24 protein-coding genes and 2 tRNA genes are annotated in these 21,129 nt (G+C 40.1%); 17 read left to right on the forward strand and 9 right to left on the reverse strand.

What is annotated here, in order from left to right; all coding sequences use genetic code 11:
• The first annotated feature begins 248 nt into the window (after positions 1–248).
• The 5 genes from SGI74_07675 (at position 249) to SGI74_07695 (ending at position 2,402) form a co-directional block, all read left to right on the forward strand.
• Positions 249–587 (forward strand): helix-turn-helix transcriptional regulator, encoded by a 339-nt coding sequence (locus SGI74_07675; protein ID MDZ4677376.1) that lies wholly within the window; start codon positions 249–251, stop codon positions 585–587.
• A 76-nt stretch (positions 588–663) separates the two neighbouring features.
• Positions 664–987 (forward strand): nucleotidyltransferase domain-containing protein, encoded by a 324-nt coding sequence (locus SGI74_07680; protein MDZ4677377.1) that lies wholly within the window; start codon positions 664–666, stop codon positions 985–987.
• The gene (locus tag SGI74_07685; GenBank protein MDZ4677378.1) at positions 980–1,372 is read left to right on the forward strand and encodes a HEPN domain-containing protein; all 393 of its coding nucleotides are present in this window, start codon (positions 980–982) and stop codon (positions 1,370–1,372) included. The genes SGI74_07680 and SGI74_07685 overlap by 8 nt, the downstream gene beginning before the upstream one ends.
• Positions 1,373–1,627: 255 nt before the next feature.
• A complete protein-coding gene (locus tag SGI74_07690; protein MDZ4677379.1) occupies positions 1,628–1,993 on the forward strand; it encodes a metalloregulator ArsR/SmtB family transcription factor in 366 nt (121 codons plus the stop codon).
• Positions 1,986–2,402, forward strand: a complete 417-nt coding sequence (locus SGI74_07695) for an SRPBCC domain-containing protein (protein MDZ4677380.1) — start codon at positions 1,986–1,988, stop codon at positions 2,400–2,402. Before SGI74_07690 ends, SGI74_07695 begins: the two co-directional genes overlap by 8 nt.
• Before the next feature lie 146 nt (positions 2,403–2,548).
• Here the strand turns inward: SGI74_07695 and SGI74_07700 are convergent.
• Positions 2,549–2,634, reverse strand: a tRNA-Ser gene (locus SGI74_07700).
• 287 nt (positions 2,635–2,921) lie between these two features.
• Here SGI74_07700 and SGI74_07705 point away from each other — a divergent pair.
• The 4 genes from SGI74_07705 to SGI74_07720 are packed head-to-tail and all read left to right on the forward strand — an operon-like array spanning position 2,922 to position 5,758.
• A complete protein-coding gene (locus SGI74_07705; protein MDZ4677381.1) occupies positions 2,922–3,512 on the forward strand; it encodes a hypothetical protein in 591 nt (196 codons plus the stop codon).
• Entirely contained in the window at positions 3,509–3,949 is a 441-nt protein-coding gene (locus tag SGI74_07710; protein ID MDZ4677382.1) for a type II secretion system F family protein, read from the forward strand. Before SGI74_07705 ends, SGI74_07710 begins: the two co-directional genes overlap by 4 nt.
• Positions 3,946–4,506: a hypothetical protein gene (locus SGI74_07715; protein ID MDZ4677383.1), complete on the forward strand. Its 561-nt coding sequence runs from the start codon at positions 3,946–3,948 to the stop codon at positions 4,504–4,506. Before SGI74_07710 ends, SGI74_07715 begins: the two co-directional genes overlap by 4 nt.
• A 37-nt stretch (positions 4,507–4,543) precedes the next feature.
• The gene (locus tag SGI74_07720) at positions 4,544–5,758 is read left to right on the forward strand and encodes a serine/threonine-protein kinase (protein ID MDZ4677384.1); all 1,215 of its coding nucleotides are present in this window, start codon (positions 4,544–4,546) and stop codon (positions 5,756–5,758) included.
• 15 nt (positions 5,759–5,773) lie between these two features.
• On the opposite strand, the gene SGI74_07725 is transcribed toward SGI74_07720, so the two are convergent.
• Complete coding sequence (locus SGI74_07725; GenBank protein MDZ4677385.1) at positions 5,774–6,394, reverse strand: PDZ domain-containing protein; 621 nt, start codon at positions 6,392–6,394, stop codon at positions 5,774–5,776.
• Between the two features lie 104 nt (positions 6,395–6,498).
• Between SGI74_07725 and SGI74_07730 the strand changes: the two genes are divergently transcribed.
• Genes SGI74_07730 through SGI74_07740 form a run of 3 tightly spaced genes read left to right on the forward strand, consistent with a single transcriptional unit; the run spans position 6,499 to position 9,284 of the window.
• Positions 6,499–6,711 carry a hypothetical protein gene (locus tag SGI74_07730; GenBank protein MDZ4677386.1) on the forward strand — a complete coding sequence of 71 codons (213 nt, stop codon included), beginning with the start codon at positions 6,499–6,501 and terminating at the stop codon, positions 6,709–6,711.
• Between the two features lie 8 nt (positions 6,712–6,719).
• The gene (locus SGI74_07735) at positions 6,720–8,105 is read left to right on the forward strand and encodes a cystathionine beta-synthase (protein MDZ4677387.1); all 1,386 of its coding nucleotides are present in this window, start codon (positions 6,720–6,722) and stop codon (positions 8,103–8,105) included.
• A gap of 15 nt (positions 8,106–8,120) precedes the next feature.
• Entirely contained in the window at positions 8,121–9,284 is a 1,164-nt protein-coding gene (locus SGI74_07740; protein MDZ4677388.1) for a cystathionine gamma-synthase, read from the forward strand.
• A 43-nt stretch (positions 9,285–9,327) separates the two neighbouring features.
• On the opposite strand, the gene SGI74_07745 is transcribed toward SGI74_07740, so the two are convergent.
• Positions 9,328–10,671 carry an MFS transporter gene (locus SGI74_07745; protein ID MDZ4677389.1) on the reverse strand — a complete coding sequence of 448 codons (1,344 nt, stop codon included), beginning with the start codon at positions 10,669–10,671 and terminating at the stop codon, positions 9,328–9,330.
• A 130-nt stretch (positions 10,672–10,801) separates the two neighbouring features.
• Here SGI74_07745 and SGI74_07750 point away from each other — a divergent pair.
• From SGI74_07750 to SGI74_07760, 3 genes are all read left to right on the forward strand, one after another.
• Positions 10,802–10,877 (forward strand) — tRNA-Phe (locus tag SGI74_07750).
• A gap of 17 nt (positions 10,878–10,894) precedes the next feature.
• On the forward strand, positions 10,895–12,247 hold the full coding sequence (locus tag SGI74_07755) for a hypothetical protein (protein ID MDZ4677390.1): 1,353 nt from the start codon (positions 10,895–10,897) through the stop codon (positions 12,245–12,247).
• 83 nt (positions 12,248–12,330) lie between these two features.
• Positions 12,331–13,095: a thioredoxin domain-containing protein gene (locus tag SGI74_07760; GenBank protein ID MDZ4677391.1), complete on the forward strand. Its 765-nt coding sequence runs from the start codon at positions 12,331–12,333 to the stop codon at positions 13,093–13,095.
• A gap of 29 nt (positions 13,096–13,124) precedes the next feature.
• Here the strand turns inward: SGI74_07760 and SGI74_07765 are convergent, their stop codons facing one another.
• Positions 13,125–14,372 carry an AAA family ATPase gene (locus SGI74_07765; protein MDZ4677392.1) on the reverse strand — a complete coding sequence of 416 codons (1,248 nt, stop codon included), beginning with the start codon at positions 14,370–14,372 and terminating at the stop codon, positions 13,125–13,127.
• A gap of 482 nt (positions 14,373–14,854) precedes the next feature.
• Between SGI74_07765 and SGI74_07770 the strand changes: the two genes are divergently transcribed.
• Together SGI74_07770 and SGI74_07775 are read left to right on the forward strand one after the other, a co-directional pair.
• The gene (locus SGI74_07770) at positions 14,855–15,220 is read left to right on the forward strand and encodes a hypothetical protein (GenBank protein ID MDZ4677393.1); all 366 of its coding nucleotides are present in this window, start codon (positions 14,855–14,857) and stop codon (positions 15,218–15,220) included.
• Positions 15,221–15,510: 290 nt separating this feature from the next.
• Entirely contained in the window at positions 15,511–16,656 is a 1,146-nt protein-coding gene (locus tag SGI74_07775; GenBank protein ID MDZ4677394.1) for an ATP-binding protein, read from the forward strand.
• 84 nt (positions 16,657–16,740) lie between these two features.
• Here the strand turns inward: SGI74_07775 and SGI74_07780 are convergent, their stop codons facing one another.
• The 5 genes from SGI74_07780 to SGI74_07800 form a co-directional block, all read right to left on the reverse strand.
• A complete protein-coding gene (locus SGI74_07780; GenBank protein ID MDZ4677395.1) occupies positions 16,741–17,883 on the reverse strand; it encodes an ATP-binding protein in 1,143 nt (380 codons plus the stop codon).
• 80 nt (positions 17,884–17,963) lie between these two features.
• Positions 17,964–19,121 carry a DUF4143 domain-containing protein gene (locus tag SGI74_07785; GenBank protein ID MDZ4677396.1) on the reverse strand — a complete coding sequence of 386 codons (1,158 nt, stop codon included), beginning with the start codon at positions 19,119–19,121 and terminating at the stop codon, positions 17,964–17,966.
• Between the two features lie 205 nt (positions 19,122–19,326).
• Entirely contained in the window at positions 19,327–19,452 is a 126-nt protein-coding gene (locus SGI74_07790; GenBank protein ID MDZ4677397.1) for a hypothetical protein, read from the reverse strand.
• A gap of 326 nt (positions 19,453–19,778) precedes the next feature.
• Positions 19,779–20,477, reverse strand: a complete 699-nt coding sequence (locus SGI74_07795; protein ID MDZ4677398.1) for a tail fiber domain-containing protein — start codon at positions 20,475–20,477, stop codon at positions 19,779–19,781.
• Positions 20,470–21,129, reverse strand: a 660-nt coding sequence (locus tag SGI74_07800) for a hypothetical protein (protein ID MDZ4677399.1), incomplete at its 5' end; no start/stop codon positions are given. The genes SGI74_07800 and SGI74_07795, both read right to left, overlap by 8 nt.

Raw genomic sequence — 21,129 nt, forward strand, 5'->3', positions numbered from 1 at the left:
ATCCGTCACAGCTATTGATTTTAATGTGCGTGAATAAAAATAAAAAACCGTGAAATCACAACTAAACACATGCCAAGTGAAATTTTCTTAAATCTTTGAAGACAGGAGGAGGAGGAGGCAGGAGGAAGGCGAGTGCAATCGAGCGAGCACTTGTGATTAGTGGTTGTGTTCGTAATGGCGGAGAGGTCTAAATAGGGACAACTCCACCAAAACCATCAAGATTGTTCGTGTTGAGGAGGTTAGTAAACATGAGTACTAAGAAAATAAAATACGGTGTCCGTGATGTTGAAGTGGAATACGGCCCCCTGACTTTTGCGAAAGTATTGGAGTCTCATCGTCTTAGCGAGGACATGTCTCAAAGAGAATTTTCAGAGTTGTTGGGTATTTCGCAACAGAGTCTTTGTGATCTAGAAAAAGGGAGAAAAATTCCAACCCCTGAAAGGGCCGCCAGAATTGCAAAGAAACTTGAAGAGCCTGCTGATTATTGGATAAAATTATCTCTTCAAGATATGTTGCGCGCTCAGAATTTTGATTATGAAGTGAACTTGTCTGGGCCCTCAAAAAGAAAAAAAGTCTCTGGAGAATGAACTTTGTTATTTCTTATTCCAAGTACGCCTATTTGTCAGATGACTTTCAAGAAATCTTAGACTAAATAATTGAGACATGAAGTCCGCTGAAAGTAAAAAACTCAAAGAAATTGTTGTATTACTTAAAAAGGAGTTCGACCCTTCGCGCCTTTTTCTCTTTGGATCCCGCGCCAACGGTTCAAATAGGGCAGATTCTGACTATGATTTTGTTTTAGTGATTCCAGGCCTAAAGAATCGCTTTGCGGCTGAAGTTAAAGCACGCTCAATGGTACTCAGCAAATTTAATATTTCAGCAGATATTTTTATATATTCCAAAAAAGATTTTGATCAGTGGAAGAATGAGCTGAGCTCAATCCCTGAGACGGCCCTTAATACTGGGAAAGAGATAGAGCTTGGCTAGGCGAAAGATCGTTAAGCAATGGCTTCTCTATTCTATTAGAGATCTAAAACAAGCCCAGAAAATTTTAACGATGGGGCCTGAAATGAAGTACGGAGCAGCCTTTCATGCACAGCAGTGCGTGGAAAAGGCTGTGAAAGCCTACCTTGTATCCCAAGATAGCCGACCTCCTAGAATTCACGATATTGAAAAACTTGGGAACATAGTAGCCGAAATGAATGTTGAATTGGCCAGATTGGTAAGAAGGTCAAAGAGGCTCACTCGTTTTGCTGTTGCCTATCGTTATCCAGATGCAGAATTGAAAGCAGTTACATTTTCTACAATCAAAAATCACGTTAAGCTAGCAAAAGCCATTTACGATTTAGTCTTACAACTAATAGGGAAATAGCTGACCATTTGTCACTAGAATGAGTAGCAAAGCTTGATTTGAATCATAATGTACTTCATGACTAAGTCCGCCAGCGGACTTCATTTTCTTAAGTCAGAATTCATCACCCTATAGAGTTAGGCATCTAATAGAAGCCTAACTTCATAGGTGTAATCTTGTGGTACTCATTTCACGTTGTATTTCGAAACAAACATCGGTCAGAAACTATTTCTTTTATGTATATCAAAACTGCACCAATTATCAAAAGTAAACTAAATGGTTTACTTTAACGATGATGAACTTGATTCTATATTCCACGCTCTTTCGGATCGTACTCGGAGAGATATTCTAAAGCGTCTTGCCTACCAAGAATTGGGCATTCGGGAACTTGCTGACACCTATGAAATGTCTTTGCCGGGCGTATCAAAACATATTCGCGTTTTGGAAAAGGCCCACCTAGTTAAGACTTCAAAGGAGGGGCGCGTGCACCGTTGTGTAATTCAATTTAAATCTCTCCAAAAGGCCTCTGATCAGATTGAATTTTATAAAAAGTTTTGGACAAAACAGTTAGATGGCATTGAGAAATTTGTTGAAGAGATAGCAAAACAAAAAAGAACTAAAGGGAGAAAGAAAAATGGATAATTCAAAAACAATTGAACTAACTAAATCTATCAAAGGCTCAGCAGCTGATGTTTTTGAAGCACTCAAATCTGGCCTTTTATTCAAGGCAACGGGGATCAACAGTGGTAATTTTAAGCATGATTTCCGAGAAGGCGGCAGCTACTCGCTCGAATGGAATTCTGGTGGTAAGTGTTTTGGTACATACAGACAAATTATTCCAAATCAGAGCATAACCTTTTCTTGGACAAGCGCTGATTGCAAAGGTGCGACACCGGAGGATACAACGGTACAAGTCACACTCATTGAGCGAGGCGGTACTTGTGAACTTAAACTTATTCATGAAGGGTTGAAACCAGGATTTTCCTTTGATGATCACCTCAGTGGTTGGACGACCTCAATAGATGACTTCAAAGCTGATCTGGAAAAATAATTGAATGAAATCTGATAGTCTCGTGCGAGCTGGCAACTTTCAAATCAAATGACTTTATTGGAGAGCTTGATTTTTGGACTGATACAAATTTTTAACGATATTCATTATTTTGATGATTAACAAAAGTAGGCCGCGTTCTTAAAATTTGGCGGAGAAGGGGGGACTCGAACCCCCAAGCCCTTTCGGGCGCCAGATTTCGAGTCTGGTACCTTACCAATTAGGATACCTCTCCGAAATAAAAAAACCCGAATGCCTAAGCACTCGGGTTTTTTAAATCTTAGAATAACCGCTTAGCGACGTTTTTTGCGCTTGGTAGCTTTTTTCTTAGCGGTTTTCTTTTTTGCTTTTCTTTTTTTTGCCATTGTCTCTCTCCTCCTTATGATGGTTGAGACTGTGATATCCGAACTGCAACTAACCTCATTGTTAATTTCATTGTACGGGTGAAAGCGCCTGAGTCAATAGAAAATCTTCATCAAAACGCATTCAACGTCGGCATATGTGTTGCTCAGATGTAATTATATGTGGATTACGAAACTTTTTATTCTATTTATGCTCAATTATTTCGTATTGCGGACATTAATTCGCCGTCGCGGATCACTAATTTCACTTAAAAACACCTCGCAAACACGTATTGAGTTCGTTGAACAGCTGTTGATGACCATAAAAACAGGTAAATCATATGAAAGTGCAGCTCATGAAATGAGTTTTGCGAATAATTTATGGAAAAAATGGATTCAACAATCAGAAAATGCTTCGACTTATGACCAGTTGGGACAAAAAAATAACGAAATTGTACAAATTTTAACTTTTTGCAGGAAATATTCTTCGCAAAGTTATCATTTGCTCAGTTTTTTCAGAAAAACTATACGTCAACGAGCTCGTTTAGAACAAAAACAAGCCCTCATGACACTTCAAGCGAAAGCGCAAGCCATTATTAGTGGATTAATATTTGCGGTTTTGGTGCTCACGCAATGGTCTATCAATCCAGATTTCAGCATTTTTTTAACTACAACGATGGGTCGACTCGTTTTTGTAGCGTGTTTTACATTTGTTGGCTTAGGAATCGGAATTGTTTTTCAACTTTCTAAGCCTCGCGAGGTGGAATTGTGACTACTCCGGTTTTATTAAGCATTCTTTTTGATTTAAGAGTTCAGCTTAAACTTGGCCGCTCAGTTCCACATTCATTAGAAGAAATACTCAAACATAGAAGCGATGCATTTTCAAAATCACTTAAAATGTGGCTGATGAAGCTTCAAGCGGGTTCAAATTCAAATCAAATCATAGAATTGTTGCCTGAATTAAAAAAAACACACGCAAGAAAAGCCTTTTTATCGATTTTAGAACGTGGAATCAGGGGTTCTCCCATGGATTCTGTTTTGGAATCATTTGAAGAAGAGCTTTTTATGAAAATGGAGAATATTTTTGAAACAAGGATTCAAGTACTGCCATTAAAACTATTGGTACCTCTCATGTTACTCGTTTTACCTGGCGTCATGGGTATTTTGTTAGGCCCACTCTTGGCGCTCTTTTCTAGGGGAAATTTATGAATATAATATTACTCTCGACACTCATCGTGTTTTCTCATGTTTCACATGCTGCATTCACAAAGCATGAGAAACAAGATTATTTCGATAGGCGATTTATTGAACTAACCCATCATTTGCACAATCGTAAGCAAAAAAAATTAGCAGTTTTTGTTGAACAACAAGAACAAGATCTTGTCGGGTGCCGTGCGCTTAGAAAAGGACGTGGCAGTACAGATTCACTCATTAAATGTATGCGATTTTTAAAGCGTGAAACTGATTTGGCAATTCATTCTCCAGGGCATAAAGAGCTTAAAGAAGATCTGCTTATCTTGTGTTCAAAGCTTTCAAAGTCGCAAATTACCTCTGAAAAATTTATCCAGTCTAAAATTTTAAAGCAGTTGGGCAAAGATTGGAATTCTTGCACTCATAGTCTATGGCAGCAAATTTATTTGACGGCCTATGCAAATTTTGAAGCGGATCCGGTATTTGTGGTTGCAATGATCCGGCTGGCGGAAAGCGGACTACCTGTTGATAATTATTGGGGTTTAAAGATCCAAAGGCTCCTTCGAACACCATAAGTTTTATTGGCCCGGGTGTTGGATACGTCTGTTAAGCATGAAACCAGTCTTTCATTTCAAATCCAATAGTACTTATCGGTTTAAGCGCCGGTTGGGTAGTGGGGGTACCGCCGAAGCACTCTTGTATTCGCGTGACATCGCGGGTCTTCCTTCTCAAGATGTGGTGCTTAAAGTTATTAAAGATTCTAAAAAAGATGGGTTAGATGAGCTAATTAATGATGGAAAGCGACTGAGTCAGCTTCGACACCCACACATTGTTGCAACTTTTGGATTTGAAAAAATAAATGAAAAAGAATTTGGTCTTCTTCTAGAATATGTACCAGGGTGTGATCTCAAAAAGTTAATTCCAGTTATCCACAAATCCACATGCCAAGGATTAGTTGTCTTTATAATATCGCGAATGCTCGAGGCGTTGTCGTTTGCGCATGAACAGGGCATCGTTCATGGCGATGTGAGTGCTCGCAATATTTTGGTCTCAAAAAAGGGTCAGTTAAAGCTTTCTGATTTTGGATTAGCCGTTAAAACTCACGCAGCGCAAAATGGCAGAAAAACAAAAGGAAGCATTGATTATTGGTCTCCCAAACGTTGGCAAAATGGTGAGGCTACTTTGAGTAGTGATCTTTTCGCTTTAGGCATTATTGCCTATGAAATACTTAGTGGTGAAAATCCGCTTAGAAATGACGACGTGGCAGGGGTTAAGGAGAATTTAGATACATTTTTAAAAAACCGAAAATGGAATGATTTTTTATCTTGGAAACCATTTTTTGATGCGCTTTTTTGTGATTCTGAGCAACATCTAATGGCTCGTGAACTTATCGCGCTTGTTCCTCACGACAATAACCCTCAAGTTGAACTACAAAAAGTGCTAGCTTCGTGTTTTCGGGGTACTTCACTTCTTGAAACCTCATCTCGGACTGTCACTGTGATGGTGGAGAAGCTTTTCACCCGAAAAAAATATCGCACAAGAGTGTTTGCGGCCTCTGTCTTATTTATGTTGATCGGACTTCTTCCATTTGCAACCGGAACTGATCACACCGTGGCGGGAAGATTTAGACCTTATTCATTAACCGTAACATCTGACCCCTGGGGTGAGGTATTTATCGACGGAAAATCAGTTGGATACACACCACTTCTCAATCACACATTAAAATCAGGTGGTCATCGTTTCACATGGCGCGATTCTCGTGGCCGCGTGGTTCAAAAAACCATCACGGCCTACGAAAACGGCTCTGTATTCTTCAGGGTAAGATAACGGCGTACCTAATTGTTATTTAATGCAGGTTTGGTAGCCGAAGAGCATGTTGTTGTTGCCATACCAGTTTACATGTTGGCCGCGGATCCAGCCGCTTATTGATTCTTGTGAGCCATTGTTACCGGAATTGTAATTTAAGCTTACGGGTTCGCCTTTGATGTTGCCGCTCACATAGTTTCCGTTAACAAAAAAGTTAACTGAAGTGTCGCCAATTGAACCATAAATTGAAGTTGGTGGATTGTTGTTAAATCCGTTTGTGCGAAGACTGTAGGTGCCGACAATAAAACATGTGTCTGCAGTGCTAATGATTTCACGAATCATTGTAACGTTGCGTTCTTGTCGATCTGAGTTTGTAAACGAAATGGTTACGGATGTTCCGACTTCTCCACGAATGCGCGATACTACGAAATCTAGTGATTGATTAAGTGTACTTACACTATCCACAGCAATAATGATTTCACCGCGATTAACACCTGCACGTGCAGCGGGCGCACCGGCAATAAGATCTCTTACGTAGATGGTATTATCTTTTGATTCTAAAACCATGCCAACACCGACAATAGTTTCGCTACCTAGAGCTGTTAAACTAGTAAGCATCGAAATAACAACAAGGCAAACTCCCGCTAACTTCTTCATAGATTCTCCTTTTAACGTGTGTAACGACTTGAACCTTTTACGAACTTAAGGCTATAACTGGGGTTGTCTAAGTCAAGAACAATGGCAGCTTACCTGGGGGATATATGGAGAAGGTGCAAGACAGTGAAGTTGACGCAAGGGTCAGTCAGTTAGAAGCGCTTGTTGAGGAACTTCTAAAAGAAAATCCAATTGAAGAACGTATCGAAAAGAAAATGAAAGAATTAGACATAAGCTATACCTCTGATCCCGTTGAGAGAATCAATCGCGTATTAGCTGCATTGCATCCCCATCAGGCTTTAGACTTCGAAGGTGAGTGAATTTAAAAATGAATCCGAAAAGTAAAAATAATATTTTAGAAACCATTGGTAACACACCACTTGTTAAGCTCAACAAAGTGACGTCAGGCGTTGCATCAACAGTTTATGCAAAACTTGAATATTTTAATCCTGGTGGAAGCATCAAAGACCGCGTTGGGGAATACATAATTCGTAAGGCCGAAAAACGTGGGGATCTTAAGCCCGGAGGAACAATTATCGAAGCTACCTCGGGTAACACCGGTGTGGGTTTGGCAATTACTTCGGCAATCAAAGGTTATAAATGCATTTTCGTAATGCCAGATAAAATGAGCGAAGAAAAAATTCAAGGCCTCAGAGCATTTGGAGCAAAAGTTATTGTAACTCCAACAGCTGTGCAGCCAGAAGACCCGCGCAGTTATTATTCTGTAGCTAAAAAATTAGTCGAAGTAACACCAAATAGTTTTTACGCCAACCAATACAATAATCCTGATAACCCAGAGGTTCATTACAACACTACGGGGCCCGAAATTTGGGAGCAAACAGAGGGTAAAGTCGATGTTCTTGTATGTGGAGTAGGAACCGGTGGAACTATCAGCGGGATTGGTAAATATTTAAAAGAAAAAAATCCTAAAATTCAAATTGTTGGTGTTGACCCTATTGGTAGTCTCCTTCATGAATATTTTAAAACCGGAGTTTTGGGTAAAACCACAAAAGTTTATAAAATCGAGGGTATTGGTGAGGATTTCTTGCCAGATAATATCAATTTTAAAACCATAGATGATTTTGTTCAGGTGAATGACAAAGAATCTTTTATGATGACGCGCGATCTATTAACTCGCGAAGGCATTTTTGCTGGAATCAGCAGCGGTTCTGCTGTGTGTGGTGTATTAAAATACGCTAAAGAATTAAAAGATAAGAAAAACATTGTTGTTATCTTACCCGATAGCGGTAATCGCTATTTAAGTAAGGCTTTTAATGACAATTGGATGCGCGAGAACGGACTCCTTGATAGTCCTCTTTATACTGATAGCGTTAATGATTTACTCGAAAGTATGGATCCACGTGTTGGTGAAGTAGTTGTTGCCACCCACACTGATACCGTTGAACAAGTTATTAAAAAGATGAAAGACAAAGGTATCTCACAAATGCCTGTGTTTACTGAGGGTGAGCTTTCGGGTGTTATTGATGAAACTGATCTTATTTTGCCCCTCGTAAATGGGTTGGTAAAACCCAGTGATCGTATTTTGAGCTTTATCAAAGGCAAAGTATTAATGGTTGAGTTAGAGGATAAGCTTCAAAAACTTTCTGAGATGTTCTCAAAAGGCTATGTGGCACTTGTGAAAGATCAAAAAAACCGCCTTCGAATTGTTACAAAGATCGATTTCATTTCATATTTAGGTCAAAGACTAAAGTAGTCGGGAGTAAATATTTTGAAAAAAAAATCACCAGAGTTTGAAACGCTTGCGATTCATGCGGGGCAAAGCCCTGATCCGACAACGGGTGCAATCATGACGCCTGTGTATTTGACTTCAACTTACGTGCAAGAATCACCAGGCAAACATAAAGGTTATGAATACAGTCGAACCCATAACCCTACACGAAAAGCATTAGAAGACAATATCGCAGCACTTGAAGGTGGAAAACACGGTTTGGCATTTGCTTCAGGCTGTGCAGCTACAACCACCGTTATTCAAATGCTCAAAGCCGGAGATCATGTTGTATGCTCAGATGATGTCTATGGTGGAACAAATCGTTTATTTAGTAAGGTCATCAATAATAACGGAATTGAATTTTCATTTGTAGATCTCACAGATCTAGAAAAATTTAAAAAAAGTATTAAGCCCAATACTAAAATGATTTGGATAGAAACACCCACAAACCCCATGCTCAAACTAGTTGATATTAAAGCTGTGGTTAAAATTAGTCGCGAAAAGAGTAAAAAAGAAAAAATTCTAGTGTGTGTTGATAATACTTTTATGAGCCCCTATTTTCAAAAACCATTGGCTTTGGGTGCCGATATTGTTTGTCACTCAACAACAAAATATTTAAACGGGCATAGTGATGTTGTTGGTGGGGCCGTGGTTGTAAGTGACGATGGGCTTTCAGATAAACTTCATTTTTTGCAAAACTCAATGGGTACACAGCAAGCAACTTTTGATTCTTTTTTAGTATTAAGAGCTACAAAAACTTTGGCAGTTCGCATGCGTGCTCATCAAGAAAACGCTATCCGTATTGCGCAATACTTAGAAGATCATAAAAAAGTAGAGCGTGTGTATTATCCGGGGCTTAAATCGCATCCTCAATACACGCTGGCAAAAAAGCAAATGTCAGGTTTTGGTGGAATGATTTCTTTTGTGATTAAAGGCGGATTACCCGCAGCACGAAAATTTCTAGAACGTGTTAAGATTTTTTCACTCGCTGAATCTCTCGGTGGTGTTGAATCACTTATTGAACATCCTGGGATTATGACCCATGCGAGTGTTCCCGCTGATCAGCGAAAAAAACTCGGCATTCATGATGGGCTCATTCGTCTAAGTGTTGGCATTGAGCATATCGATGATTTAATTAATGATCTTGAAATAGCATTCGGTTGAAGAAATCATCGGTTTAATAAACTCTAATCCGATTAGGGGTCGCTTAATTTTTCTTTGGTGGTTTGTTGAGATTTTCTGTGGTGCGATCCAGTGAAAGTGCCTCTGCACGGTGAGAGCTGGCGAGAATTACTTCTGATAAGAAATTTTTAAAATGTATTGGGTGCCCCTTTGCTTCATAACCATCAATCATGGGAACTCTTTGCCAAAGAGTGTATAGCCCAACAAAAATAAGCAAAATGCTTGAAATAAAAAGTGTGGTGCGTGGGCCGATTGAATGGGCCACGATTCCGCCGAGGAGATTCCCTATCGGGAGCATTCCGACGTGAGCCAAAATAAGAATGCTCATTACGCGGCCTCGAATATTATCGGGCACTAAAAGCTGCATAGCCGTGTTGCAAGAAATCATTGTCCAAAGCCAGAAAATTCCCATGATAAAAATAACTGGATAAATAATTTGAACACTTGCTTTTGAATATATGGCCATCATGATTCCTAAAAATGTAAGTGATAGCGGAATCAAATGATGTCTGGGGTAATACGAAGGAAGTTGGCCTAATACAAATGCTCCAAACACGGCACCAGCACCAAGGCATGCGAGCATGGTACCTAAACCCTTTGGGCCTACCATTAAGACATCACTCGCCAAATAAGGCATAAGCCCTTGAATGGGTGCTGAGAGAATTGCAAAAAGTGAAATACTAATGACAATGCGTTTTGCTCCGGAGTGATTCCAAACCCATTTTCCAGCTTGGGTGAAGGCCCCTTTTGTCCATTTTTGATTTTGTCTGATTAATTTTGGATCAAAATCGATAAATAAAATTGCTGCAAACACTGCAAAAAAACTTATGGCATTGAGATCAAATGCATATTGAAAACCCCAATGAGCGACAACGAACCCGGCAACTGCGGGGCCAATGAGTCTAGCGATATTATATTGAATTGAATTTAGATTAATTGCTGATTCTAAATCTTTTCGAGGCACTAAATGTGGAATAACTGCTTGCCAAGCGGGGCCATTAAAAACCCAAGCGGCACCTTGAAAAAAGGCGATTGTCGTTATCACATTAGCTGTCGCTAAACCCATGTGAGCTAGTACTGCTAGTAAAGTAGCCAGTAAACACATGGCAATTTGAGCGCTAATGATGATTTTTTTGCGATCAAAAATGTCAGCGAATATTCCTGCTGGAATCGCAAGCATTGTGACGGCGGCAAATTGTGAAAAGCTTAAAAGCCCCACTCTGAAAGCTGAATGAGTTTCAGTGGCAACCACCCAACCTTGTCCTACGTTTTCCATCCATGTGCCGATATTGCTGAGTAAGGTTGCGATCCATACAGCGAGAAACGTTTGATGGTTGAGGGCTCGAAAGCTGCGAAACATTCTATTCATTCAACCGCAATCTCCCACGAATGTGCAGACGTCTCAACAAGCGGATCAATTTTCATTAGGCCGCAACGCGTTAAATAGTTATTTTTCTTTGACAACCTGAGTTGTCGACAGTAAACCCAAGGGCTCGGTTGCCCAGGTAGCTCAGTCGGTAGAGCAGTGGACTGAAAATCCACGTGTCGGCGGTTCGATTCCGTCCCTGGGCACCATTTTTTTAGAGGTTGTTTTGAAGAGTAAATTCATCAGTCTTGTTCTTCTCATTATATTCTTAGTTGCATCTATTAGTGTCGCGCGAGCCCAAGAAGTCGAATTCACCCCAAGAAAAGCACAACTAGATATTCCATTAGTAGAAGTTCCGTTTAATTTTTCTCACGGCTTTCAGTTTCCAAGCATGCGTCAGTCACTTCTGCTCTCAAATGATTATTATTTTTTCTTTCATAAAACACTTGAAGACGGTTTTGGCGCAAATAATAAAATATTGGGCAAGCTCACAATCGCAGTTTTTGACATCATGTCAGGCTGGCTACCGCTCGGTGATTCTTGGCTTCATGAAGAATGGCACCGGGCTGTGATGACGAATCATAAAATTGGAAGTTATAACGATGTTTATAATTTGCCGGTTTTCTCATCAGCAATTGCTGTAAGTCATGTGCGCGATGAAGATCTGATTCGTCTTAAACAAGAAAGCCCAGCAGATATGGTGCGCCTTCAATCAGCAGGTATTGAGGCGCTCATACAGCAAAATATTTTTATCGAAAAAGAACACTTCTTTAATAACGTAAACACATTTGAACAAGTGCTTTTATGGAGTAATATACTGAGCAATACTTTTTACATAAATCTTTGCGGTTCAAGTGAAGCTAATAGTGTGACAGACACTCATAATAATAATGACGGTGCAAATATTCCGAGAAGGGATTTCGCGGGTCTTGATTGTACTGGATGGACTTACGATCTTCATCGACCACTTGAGCCTTATGCCGCGCGCGGAGTGCATGCTTCTGGAAATGGAATAAATCGCTATCGCAAATTTTCAGATTTACGAGCTGGTGAACAAAGTTATTTAAAAATGCAAAGTAGCCTCACACTTTTTAATTTTTTGGATCCCTTTTTACTGGGATATGAAAGTTTTTATGCAGAAGTGCCTTTAACAAAAGAGGGCATTAAGTGGAATGTGAATACTAAACATTTTTTAACCTCATTTGGACATGTCATTGATCTAAATATTTTTTTACGATCATACGAGAGAAGTTGTCTTGTGACATGGCATCATTACTTTAACGGTGTTGCATATTTTCCAGGCGTGCAGGTTGAAATAGTCAGGCAAGCTTTAGAGTTTGATGGAAAAACTTTTTACTTCTCCCCTGCATTTGGTGGATGGTTTCAACCAGAAGGTCAGCGATTTCATAATTCTACTGGTAAACCTGGCGGATTTTTTGGTTTACGCACGGATTATCCACTTTCTGAAACTTTTGAAACTTACGTCGAGTTTGAGCAAAAAAGTGAAGGCTGGGTGGCTGGTGAAGTAGACCTTGAGCCTAGTTTTACTTCAATCTTGGGTTTCACAATCGAACTTTAAGTTAGTTTCTTATTGAAAATATTCTGTTTTTTGCTGATCCTATTAGAGTCATGTAAATTTATGTCTGATCCGGGAGGACACCAGTGTTTAAAATTATCGCTTTGCCAATTATCATCTCACTATTATTTATCTTATCAGCGTGTTCACCATCTCAAGAGCAAGTGGATCAAGCAGTTCAAAAAGAAATGCAAAAGCGTGATGATGAAAAAGCCCGCGTTTTTAAATATATTGAAGAGTATGCAAAAACAAAGGGTGGAATTCCAGGTGGCGGCGGCGGTGGAGCTCCTTCACAGGAAAGACCAACGGCTCCTTCTTTAGAGGATCAGATAAAAAATCCTAAGAAAATTGAATTGGGTGATAGTCCTTCAAAGGGTCCAAAAAATGCCAAGGTCACGATTGTTGTGTTTAGTGATTTTCAGTGTCCATTTTGCACAAGAGTATTACCCACACTTGAAGCGCTTGAGAAAAAGTATGAAGGCAAAATTAAAACCGTATTTAAACATCAACCACTTCCGTTTCATCAAAATGCGAAAATTGCAGCTCAAGCTTCTCTAGCAGCACATCGCCAAGGAAAATTTTGGCCCATGCATGACATCATGTTTAAAAACCAACAAAAATTAGACCGTGAAAGTCTCATTGGTTATGCAAAACAAATTGGCCTCAACGAGGCAAAGTTTGGTAAAGATATTGATGATCCAAAAATTATTAAACAAATTGAAGAAGAGAGTGCGTGGGCCACAAGTAATGGTCTTGGTGGCACACCCTCATTCTTAATTAATGGTGTGACATTAGTTGGTGCTCAACCACAATCTGCCTTTGAGAACGTAATCGATAAAGTTATGAAGTAATCTAGGGTTTGCGCTTTATCACCTTATTATTAATAAACAGCATGGTAGGGTAGTAAAAACAAACGAGGCCCTAGGCTAGAAATTTTGGTTCTTTTTGCACCAAGTATAATTCCTAATCCATGAGGTTCATTTTCAATGAAACGTCGCATAACGCGATAATCATAAGGTTCAGGACATTCAACGGGAACAAAAGAAATGGCAACAACAGCCTGTCCCCTTCTAAAGATCCATGGAATTTCAGCCCCGTCACGGTTCTTGTAGAAACTCCAATGAGTTGGGTATTTACTAAGTCCTATCTGAGATCTGAACTCTTGGGAGAGGTGAAGTTTTAGTGCCTGCTCTGATTCGGATAATCCAATTCCTGATAAACCTAAAATATGTGCCCAGAGCCCAACATCCTTCCACTCGAGTCTTGATTTTCTCACAGCCTTAGTTCTTATATTTTCTGGTGGGATTGTTTCTATGAGTGCTAATGCCTCTAAGGTGTCTAACATTTTTTTAGCGAGAACCGGGCGCAAGGGTAGGTCATTTATCGCAAACTCTCTTCCCTGATGAAGAGCCAAAGCCCGCAAAAACGATAGACCTTGCCGTAATGACATCTTTGAAAGACTCTCATCAACAAGTGCAATATCTCGTGTAACGAGTGTTTCAAAATATCCTTTAAACCAGGCATTTCTCTTTACTTGATCTCGCGAAAAACAGGGGATTGGTAGTCCCCCGGTTTCAAGATGTCGGTTAATCTGTGAGTCTGTAATTCCTCGTGGATGAGAGAGTGCTTCAATAAGATGTCTGTCTTTTTTGGGATTTGGCGTGGAGCTGGCTAACTCCAAAGCTTTATCTAAAAATGTAGAGGGCTTTAAAGCCAAAGCTTCAGAAATATTAAATGGTAATAGCTCATGAAGCAACACTCGACCCGTTAGAGATTCTCGAATTTCTTTTTTTAATGTAAATCGAATGGAGCCCGTCAACAAAAACCGACCAGGTTTGCGTTTGGTGCCGATGAGTTCTTTAATTGCCGGAAAAATCCAAGGCCCTCTTTGGGCTTCATCAATGCAAAGGAGTTTATTTCTTGAACAGAAATCTATGGGGGCTTCTTTTGAACTTTGAAGTGTAGATTCTCGATCGAAAGTTTCGATAATACCATTCTCTTGAATCGCTAGTTGTTCTACAAGTGTGGTTTTACCAACCTGCCGTAGGCCATAAATGCCAACAGCGGGTGACCACTTCATTTCTGAAGTAATGATGTGTTTTAAAAGTCTGCTTCGTAGATGAGCCATGATTTATAGTAACAGACATTTTTCTATTTTTTAAGTATAAAATGTCTATTACTTTATAAAGTGATTCAGGGGTCGGTATTAAAAAAGAGGCTATGTCTTAAAAGCATACATCGTAGAAGGTTTAGCCTTCGCGCTTGTCCGCGCGAAGTCAATGGGCGGACATCAAGCGCCATCTGTAAATGATTTAGATTAGAGACGTGAACTTAGTTGCAGTAAAACTTTTGCCCCTGGCATTAAAACCCGGGTCAAAGGAAAGACCCCTTTTTGTAAGAAAGGGGACCGATATGAAACCCTCACAAGTTTCTTGTCGTCATCTTTTCAATAAACTTGAACCGCTAGGGAAATTTTTGGTCTTACTTAGCCAACTAGTTTATTGGATCATGAAAATCCTAAAATTCTGGGCTTAAGTCGGAGATATTGAGCGGCAGTATGTTTAATTTTAAAGACGATGTCAGGGGCACATTTTAAGAAAAGGAGTCCCTATGCGCAGAAACTTTGGCCATTGTACTTTTTCACAACACATAACTGGTAATACCAAAACCACTGATTGGTGGGATTTCACATTGCCACAGGTTTGGTTGATTTTTGCAGAAGTCATCAAAACTTTTGCCAAAGGTAATGTTCAATTCAATGCCTTTGTTTTAATGTCTAATCATTTTGAGGTGGGTCTTGTGTTTCGTGCGGAAGACTATCAACTCAGTACTTTAGGCATTCTTCTGGGACGATTTTCAAGGCCATTTCCTGTCATCGATAATATGGGGCTTATTACTGATCCTATTAGAATGTTGCGTTGGCTAAACAATAGTAATGACGTAAGTTTTTGGTTTTCAAAAAGTGGTCGCTCCTGACTTCATATTTTTGTAGTCCACTCTAATATATGTCTTTTAAAAGCGAGTGATTCAAGAAAGATGATAGTGCGCGGTTTGAAAACCTAATTGCCTGCAACTTGCCTGGATATTTGATGAAATTCATAAATACTAGTTCTATTGAATTGATTGAACATACCTTGTTAAATAGATACCATTTTCGTATTCCCAAAAGAGGCGGCGTACCTACTGGTTAAATAAAATGTATACATTATGCTCATATTTACATACAATATGAGCATAAATATGGCGGCTGTCGTCGGGAGATTAATGTGATCAAGAGGTTATTGTCAAAATCGTTAAAGGATTCCAAAAAGAGCATCCTCCTTTTGGGCCCACGGCAGGTCGGAAAATCAACGCTCATTAAAGAATTAAGGCCAGATCTCACCATAAATTTAGCACTTCAAAACGTTTTTTTAGATTATAGCTCAGATGCCGGAAAAATTATCGAAACTATTGATACATATAATCCAAAATCGATATTCATTGATGAAGTGCAAAGACTACCGAGCTTGCTCAATACAATTCAAGCTATTGTAGATAACGACAAATCTCTCAAATTCTATCTCACTGGCTCAAGTGCCAGAAAGTTAAAACGTGGCAGAGCTAATCTGCTTCCTGGACGGGTGTTTAGCTATCAACTTGGGCCTTTTGTAGCAAAAGAATTCAATTATGAGATAGACACAAAAAAGGCATTACGCTTTGGAACTCTGCCGGATGCTTATCTTTCTACTCATGAACAGGAAGCTAAGAAAATTCTGGTTTCATATACTGGAAGTTATTTAAAAGAAGAAATTCAGGCTGAAGCTTTGACTCGAAATTTAGAATCTTTTTCAAGATTTATTAGACTTGTGTCAACCCAAGTTGGTCAGTTTATTGATTATTCAAAATTTTCAAAGAAAGCAAAAATCTCAAGACATTCCTGTGCTCGCTACTTTGAGGTTCTTGAGGATACTTTGATTGGCCAACGTCTTTTTCCTTATGAACCTTGCATTGAAAGTGGTGATTTAATTAAACACCCAAAGTTCTATTTATTTGACCCGGGTGTGTATAATGGCATGGTCTCAAATTTTAATGTGTCTGCCGACCGATTAGGTGCATTGGCCGAATCTTTAGTTTATTCACAGCTTGTTCATTCGGCTTACTCAAATGATAAATCAATCAACCTAAGCACCTTCAGAACCCGCGGAGGCCTTGAGGTAGATTTTATTGCTGAAATTGAAGGTGATGTTTTTGCAATTGAAGTGAAATCCACAGATAACATCATTGAAGATGATACCCGTGGGCTTAGGCAGATTGAAAACTATTTTTCAAAAAAACCCTCACGATTTCTTCTGCATATGGGAACACAAAAGAAAAAAATCAATGGCGTTTGGTGTTTACCTTGGCAGCAAGGCTTGCGAGAAATGGGATTATAGCGCTACCATTTTCGTATTCTCAAAAGGAACGGCGTACCTCTAGCGGCGCTTTACCTTCAGCGCTTTAAAAACGGATGACCAAGGTTAAAGACTATTTTCGACAAGCAGTCTATTGAACTCACTAAACGGTAGAATTTCAATTCCAGAATCAAGTCTCAACTTTCGTCGTCCGAGTGTTACCAAAATTCGCCGTTCTACTCCTTTGAGCTCAGAAATTGCGGTAAGACCTTTTAGGTCGTTGGGACCCCATTTTTCTTTAGCCTTCACTTCAATCGCTATTTTCTTAGACCCCCGAGTTAATAAGAAATCAATTTCGGTGAAGTTGGCCTCAGCGGGACTCCAATAATTTATTTCATCATAAATATCATTTTTTTGATTATAAGCCCTGAGAAGCATAAAAATAAACCCTTCAAATAAATGGCCCAACTCTTCTTGAGATGGCTCCCCTCTTCTTCTCTTGAGAGTTTGGGCAAGACCAGGGTCTACAAGATAGAATTTCGGATGAGTTCTTTCGCGCACCCTGAGTTTTGAAGAATAGGCTTCTAGCCGGTGAGCTAAAAGTGTGTCTTCTAAAATTTCAAAATAGCCTTGCGCGGTGGTGCGGGCTATTTCGGCTTCGCGAGACACGTTTGAAATGTTGAGTGCTTGGCCATGAAAAATTCCAGCAATAGAAAGAAATCTTGCAAATCCAGGAAGATTTCGCACCAAAGCTTCCACCTGAATTTCTTCTTTTAAATAAGTTTGAACATAAGAGATGAGAACATCACGTTTATTTTCTGCAGCATGGATAATAGGAAGTGTGCCGAATTTAAGAGCCTTTTCAAGATCGAAATCTTCATCCATTTCTTCTGGTAATAATGGAAACATGACTCTCGTTACTGCGCGGCCACCAAGTAGATTTGCTGCACCTTTTTTAATTTTTCGAGCTGATGAGCCTGTCAAACAAAAATTCAGTTTTTGTTCTTCAATGAGATGGTGAACCGCATCCAAAAGGGCGGGCACTTTCTGTATCTCATCGATAGCTACCCATGATTTTGGCTTCAAGTCCCTTAACTCTGAAATTAAAATATCTGGGTCAATCAAGTATTTAGTAAATTCGCGCTCAAAGAGAAGATTAATATATGTCAGGGATTTAAAGTTTGCTTTTACCCATGTTGATTTACCTGATCCTCGAGGGCCAAAGAGAAAAAAACTAGTTTTAGGTGGGCGCAATATTCTATGATACATAGCTGTCATTTTGCGGCGTTATTTGATGGATTGTCAACATCTATTATACTTTATATTGGAATGAGATCCCTACCTTTTGGTTAATCCAAAAGGTGACCCTTGTCCAAGTTCTCAGTAAATTTTTTGTAGGGGTATATCGTCAACGGGCCATCTTTCAAAACTTCTGAGCCGAGGTACACAACAATAGCCTTTTTAATAAAACGGGCTTCGACAAGATTTTTTAGAGGCTTGCCCATTTCAGATTTCCATCTTTTTGACGCCTTGATTTCAATTCCAACGCCGTGCGTGCCTCGGCTCCAAATGAAATCAACCTCTGAGCCCAGTGGAGTCCGCCAAAAAGTCAATTTACCGCCAATATTGGCATAGCTCATATGCGCGCGAAGTTCGTGGAGCACGAGAGTTTCTAGAAGGTACCCTCGCTCTTGATCGTGAGGCTTATCCCTAAGCAGGCCTTGAAGTCCTCGAACCACTCCCGGATCAAAGAAATAAAATTTAGGGTGTCTGACTTCTTTGATTTTGGCCTTCGGCGTCCAAGCGGGAAGCCAAAAACCGATAAGAGTATCAACGAGAATATCAAAATACCCTTGAACGGTGGGGCGGGCCACAGCGGCATCTCGCGAAATGCCTGCCGTGTTGGTTACCTGTCCATTACAAATAGAAGCCACGTCAAGAAAACGCGAGAAGGAATCAAGATTTTTGACAAGGGCTTCTTGTTGAATTTCTTCCCTCACATAATTAGCCACGTAAGCCTCGAGGAAGTCGATCTTGTCACTTTGAGTTTTTTCAAGCCTGATAGCGGGCAAACAGCCATACTGCAAAAGATCTTCAACTTCGAAATCATAATTCATTTCTTTAGCGGTTAGAGGAAAAAAATTTCTATTGATGGCTCTGCCTGCTAAAAGATTAACTCCTGTGTGTTTTAGTTTGCGACTACTAGATCCGCTCAGAGCAAATTTGAATTTATTTCCGTGCTCAAAAAGAAGACTATGGATCTCATCCAAAAGCCAAGGAAGCTTTTGAACCTCATCAACAACAATCCAAGATTTATGCGTAAGAGCTTCTACTGACTGCCTGAACAAAGAACGATCACGAGTTAAACGCAACTGTAGTGTCGGAAGAAGCAGGTCAAACCATAGAGCTGTGGGAAACTGGCCTTTGAGCCATGTGGATTTTCCGGTCCCTCGTGGCCCAAATAGAAAGAATGACTTCGGAGGAGGGGCTGCTAGGCGTGTATACATAACCATCATTTTGACGGTAAATATGCTGGCTGTCTATACATATTTGATAGAAGCATACCTTGCTTACAGGCCACCCGTAAGAATGACTCCCCCCTCTTGCTTCATAGGTTTGTAATTGCAAACCATCGGGAGCAGTCTTTCTTGATTTAATATGCAATTGGCTAAAAACGGCGCAACCAGAAGTGAGTGCTAGCGGCGTACCTGTTTAAACTAATTTTGCAAGTGTAACGGCCACGCCAATTGCTATCGAGACTATAGTGCCTAATTTTATGGTCATGCGGTATTCAGATTGTTTAATTTCAGTGCGGACATCTTTGAATCCTTGAGCCATTTCTGCTCGGACATTTTTAAATTCCTAAGCCATCTCAACGCGGACATTCTTGAATTCTTGCGCCATTTCTGCAAACATTTCGAGTCTCCTTTTCTCTAATTTATAAAACACACTCCAATACCATTCATTTGCAGGCGATGCCAAATGTGGAGAGTGTTTTATTAGGAGATGAGGAAGTTTAATGTCCGCCCCGAGCAGGCACCCAGTTTAAGTTTGGTTACGTGTAGGTTCAATTTGGGAATTCCCAAAAGGAACGGCGTACCTATTTGGTACATAGAAGTTAGTGTCTTCTCGATCATTACGAAAAGTAAGGCCGTACCTTTTTGTTATTTTGAGGCGGGGGTTCGCATTTGGCTTTCGATTTTATCGAGGCGAGCTTTGAGCTTGGCGTTTTCTTTTTCAAGTGCCTCAACTCGAGCATCATTTTGATTAATGTATGCTGTGAACTTTGCGTAGAATTCTTTGATGGCTTCGATGATCGGGCTGATCAGCGAACTGTATTGCATAGTGCGTGTGCCATCTTTAAATGTTGAAGTAGGTGAACGATCAATCTCAACAACTTCAGGAAATATTTTCTCTACATCTTGAGCAATTAGGCCCAGTTGATTACCTTTTAATTTATGTTTTACAGGGTCTTTCCAATCATAGGTTACGCCCTGAAGTTTAAGAACTTTCTCGAGTGAATTCTTAACAGGTTCAATGTTTTCTTTCAGGCGACGATCAGAATTATTAAACCAATTATCCCACCCACCACAACCGCCGGATTGACAATATACTCCCCAACCCGCATAGCCTAATAATCCTTGTGAACCGCCCCCTGAGTTAACTCCTTGAACGGCTGCGCCACCAGCATCGGCTGTGTTTATTGCCATAGATATTGCGGTAATCCGGTTTACATTTGTAATGCCAGCTAGGTCAGCGTAGTAACCTGTATTGCCTTGGTCATAAAAAATATGAGCGCGAACATCGTTCATGATACTCGTGCTGCTTGGATTTACATAATAACTGAAATCATCTTTATCCATAAAATCTAGTAGCGACAACTTCTGCACCATCGGCTGCATTTGACCAACCACCGAAGTGAAATCTGTTATCAGTATCAAGAACTAGTTTAGAGGCGAAAACCCCAGGCCTATGAAATGCGATTCCAACGGCACTGCTACCTGCTGAGCTTTTCAATTCTATTGTTCCAGAGTCATCACCGCCATTTTGATTCATATTACCTGTGAAAATCTTTTTGCCTGTTACTGTTTGTGCGGTAGACAAGTACATGCCATCTGTAACGGTGGCGGCGTTTCCAGAAGTACTATCAGAGATTCTTGCACTATCAACTCTTACACCAAATGTATTGGTGCCGTTCCAACCCATAAGGTTTCCATAAGTGGCAGTCCAAGCCACCTCAGAATTAGTGTTACTATGTGCAGTACCATTTGGTGCTGTTCCTGCACTCATATCAACAATTTGATGATTTCCATAATTTTTCCACGCTAATGACCACGAAGATGACATCGAGTTTGCCGCAGTGTCTACCATGCTCACTAAACCCATAGACGGCCGTGAGGTGATGCTTGACCATGGAACACTTGTGAGACCACTGCCTGAGCCAGAAAACGCAGTGGCAGTGACAGTTCCGTTCACTTCAAGTTTTGTTGATGGATTTGTAAGGCCGATGCCGAC

It is taken from the genome of Oligoflexia bacterium (genome assembly GCA_034439615.1).
GTDB lineage: Bacteria > Bdellovibrionota > Bdellovibrionia > JABDDW01 > JABDDW01 > JAWXAT01.

Bases quoted from the DNA above. Each gene is read 5' to 3' on its own strand.
- SGI74_07715 (MDZ4677383.1), top strand. From the start codon at position 3,946: ATGAATATAATATTACTCTCGACACTCATCGTGTTTTCTCATGTTTCA.
- SGI74_07790 (MDZ4677397.1), bottom strand. From the start codon at position 19,452: ATGGCTCAAGGATTCAAAGATGTCCGCACTGAAATTAAACAATCTGAA.
- SGI74_07745 (MDZ4677389.1), bottom strand. From the start codon at position 10,671: ATGAATAGAATGTTTCGCAGCTTTCGAGCCCTCAACCATCAAACGTTT.
- SGI74_07695 (MDZ4677380.1), top strand. From the start codon at position 1,986: ATGGATAATTCAAAAACAATTGAACTAACTAAATCTATCAAAGGCTCA.
- SGI74_07785 (MDZ4677396.1), bottom strand. From the start codon at position 19,121: ATGTATACACGCCTAGCAGCCCCTCCTCCGAAGTCATTCTTTCTATTT.
- SGI74_07705 (MDZ4677381.1), top strand. From the start codon at position 2,922: ATGTGGATTACGAAACTTTTTATTCTATTTATGCTCAATTATTTCGTA.
- SGI74_07795 (MDZ4677398.1), bottom strand. From the start codon at position 20,477: ATGGATAAAGATGATTTCAGTTATTATGTAAATCCAAGCAGCACGAGT.
- SGI74_07675 (MDZ4677376.1), top strand. From the start codon at position 249: ATGAGTACTAAGAAAATAAAATACGGTGTCCGTGATGTTGAAGTGGAA.
- SGI74_07730 (MDZ4677386.1), top strand. From the start codon at position 6,499: ATGGAGAAGGTGCAAGACAGTGAAGTTGACGCAAGGGTCAGTCAGTTA.
- SGI74_07720 (MDZ4677384.1), top strand. From the start codon at position 4,544: ATGAAACCAGTCTTTCATTTCAAATCCAATAGTACTTATCGGTTTAAG.
- SGI74_07735 (MDZ4677387.1), top strand. From the start codon at position 6,720: ATGAATCCGAAAAGTAAAAATAATATTTTAGAAACCATTGGTAACACA.
- SGI74_07780 (MDZ4677395.1), bottom strand. From the start codon at position 17,883: ATGTATCATAGAATATTGCGCCCACCTAAAACTAGTTTTTTTCTCTTT.
- SGI74_07770 (MDZ4677393.1), top strand. From the start codon at position 14,855: ATGCGCAGAAACTTTGGCCATTGTACTTTTTCACAACACATAACTGGT.
- SGI74_07725 (MDZ4677385.1), bottom strand. From the start codon at position 6,394: ATGAAGAAGTTAGCGGGAGTTTGCCTTGTTGTTATTTCGATGCTTACT.
- SGI74_07680 (MDZ4677377.1), top strand. From the start codon at position 664: ATGAAGTCCGCTGAAAGTAAAAAACTCAAAGAAATTGTTGTATTACTT.
- SGI74_07690 (MDZ4677379.1), top strand. From the start codon at position 1,628: ATGGTTTACTTTAACGATGATGAACTTGATTCTATATTCCACGCTCTT.
- SGI74_07765 (MDZ4677392.1), bottom strand. From the start codon at position 14,372: ATGGCTCATCTACGAAGCAGACTTTTAAAACACATCATTACTTCAGAA.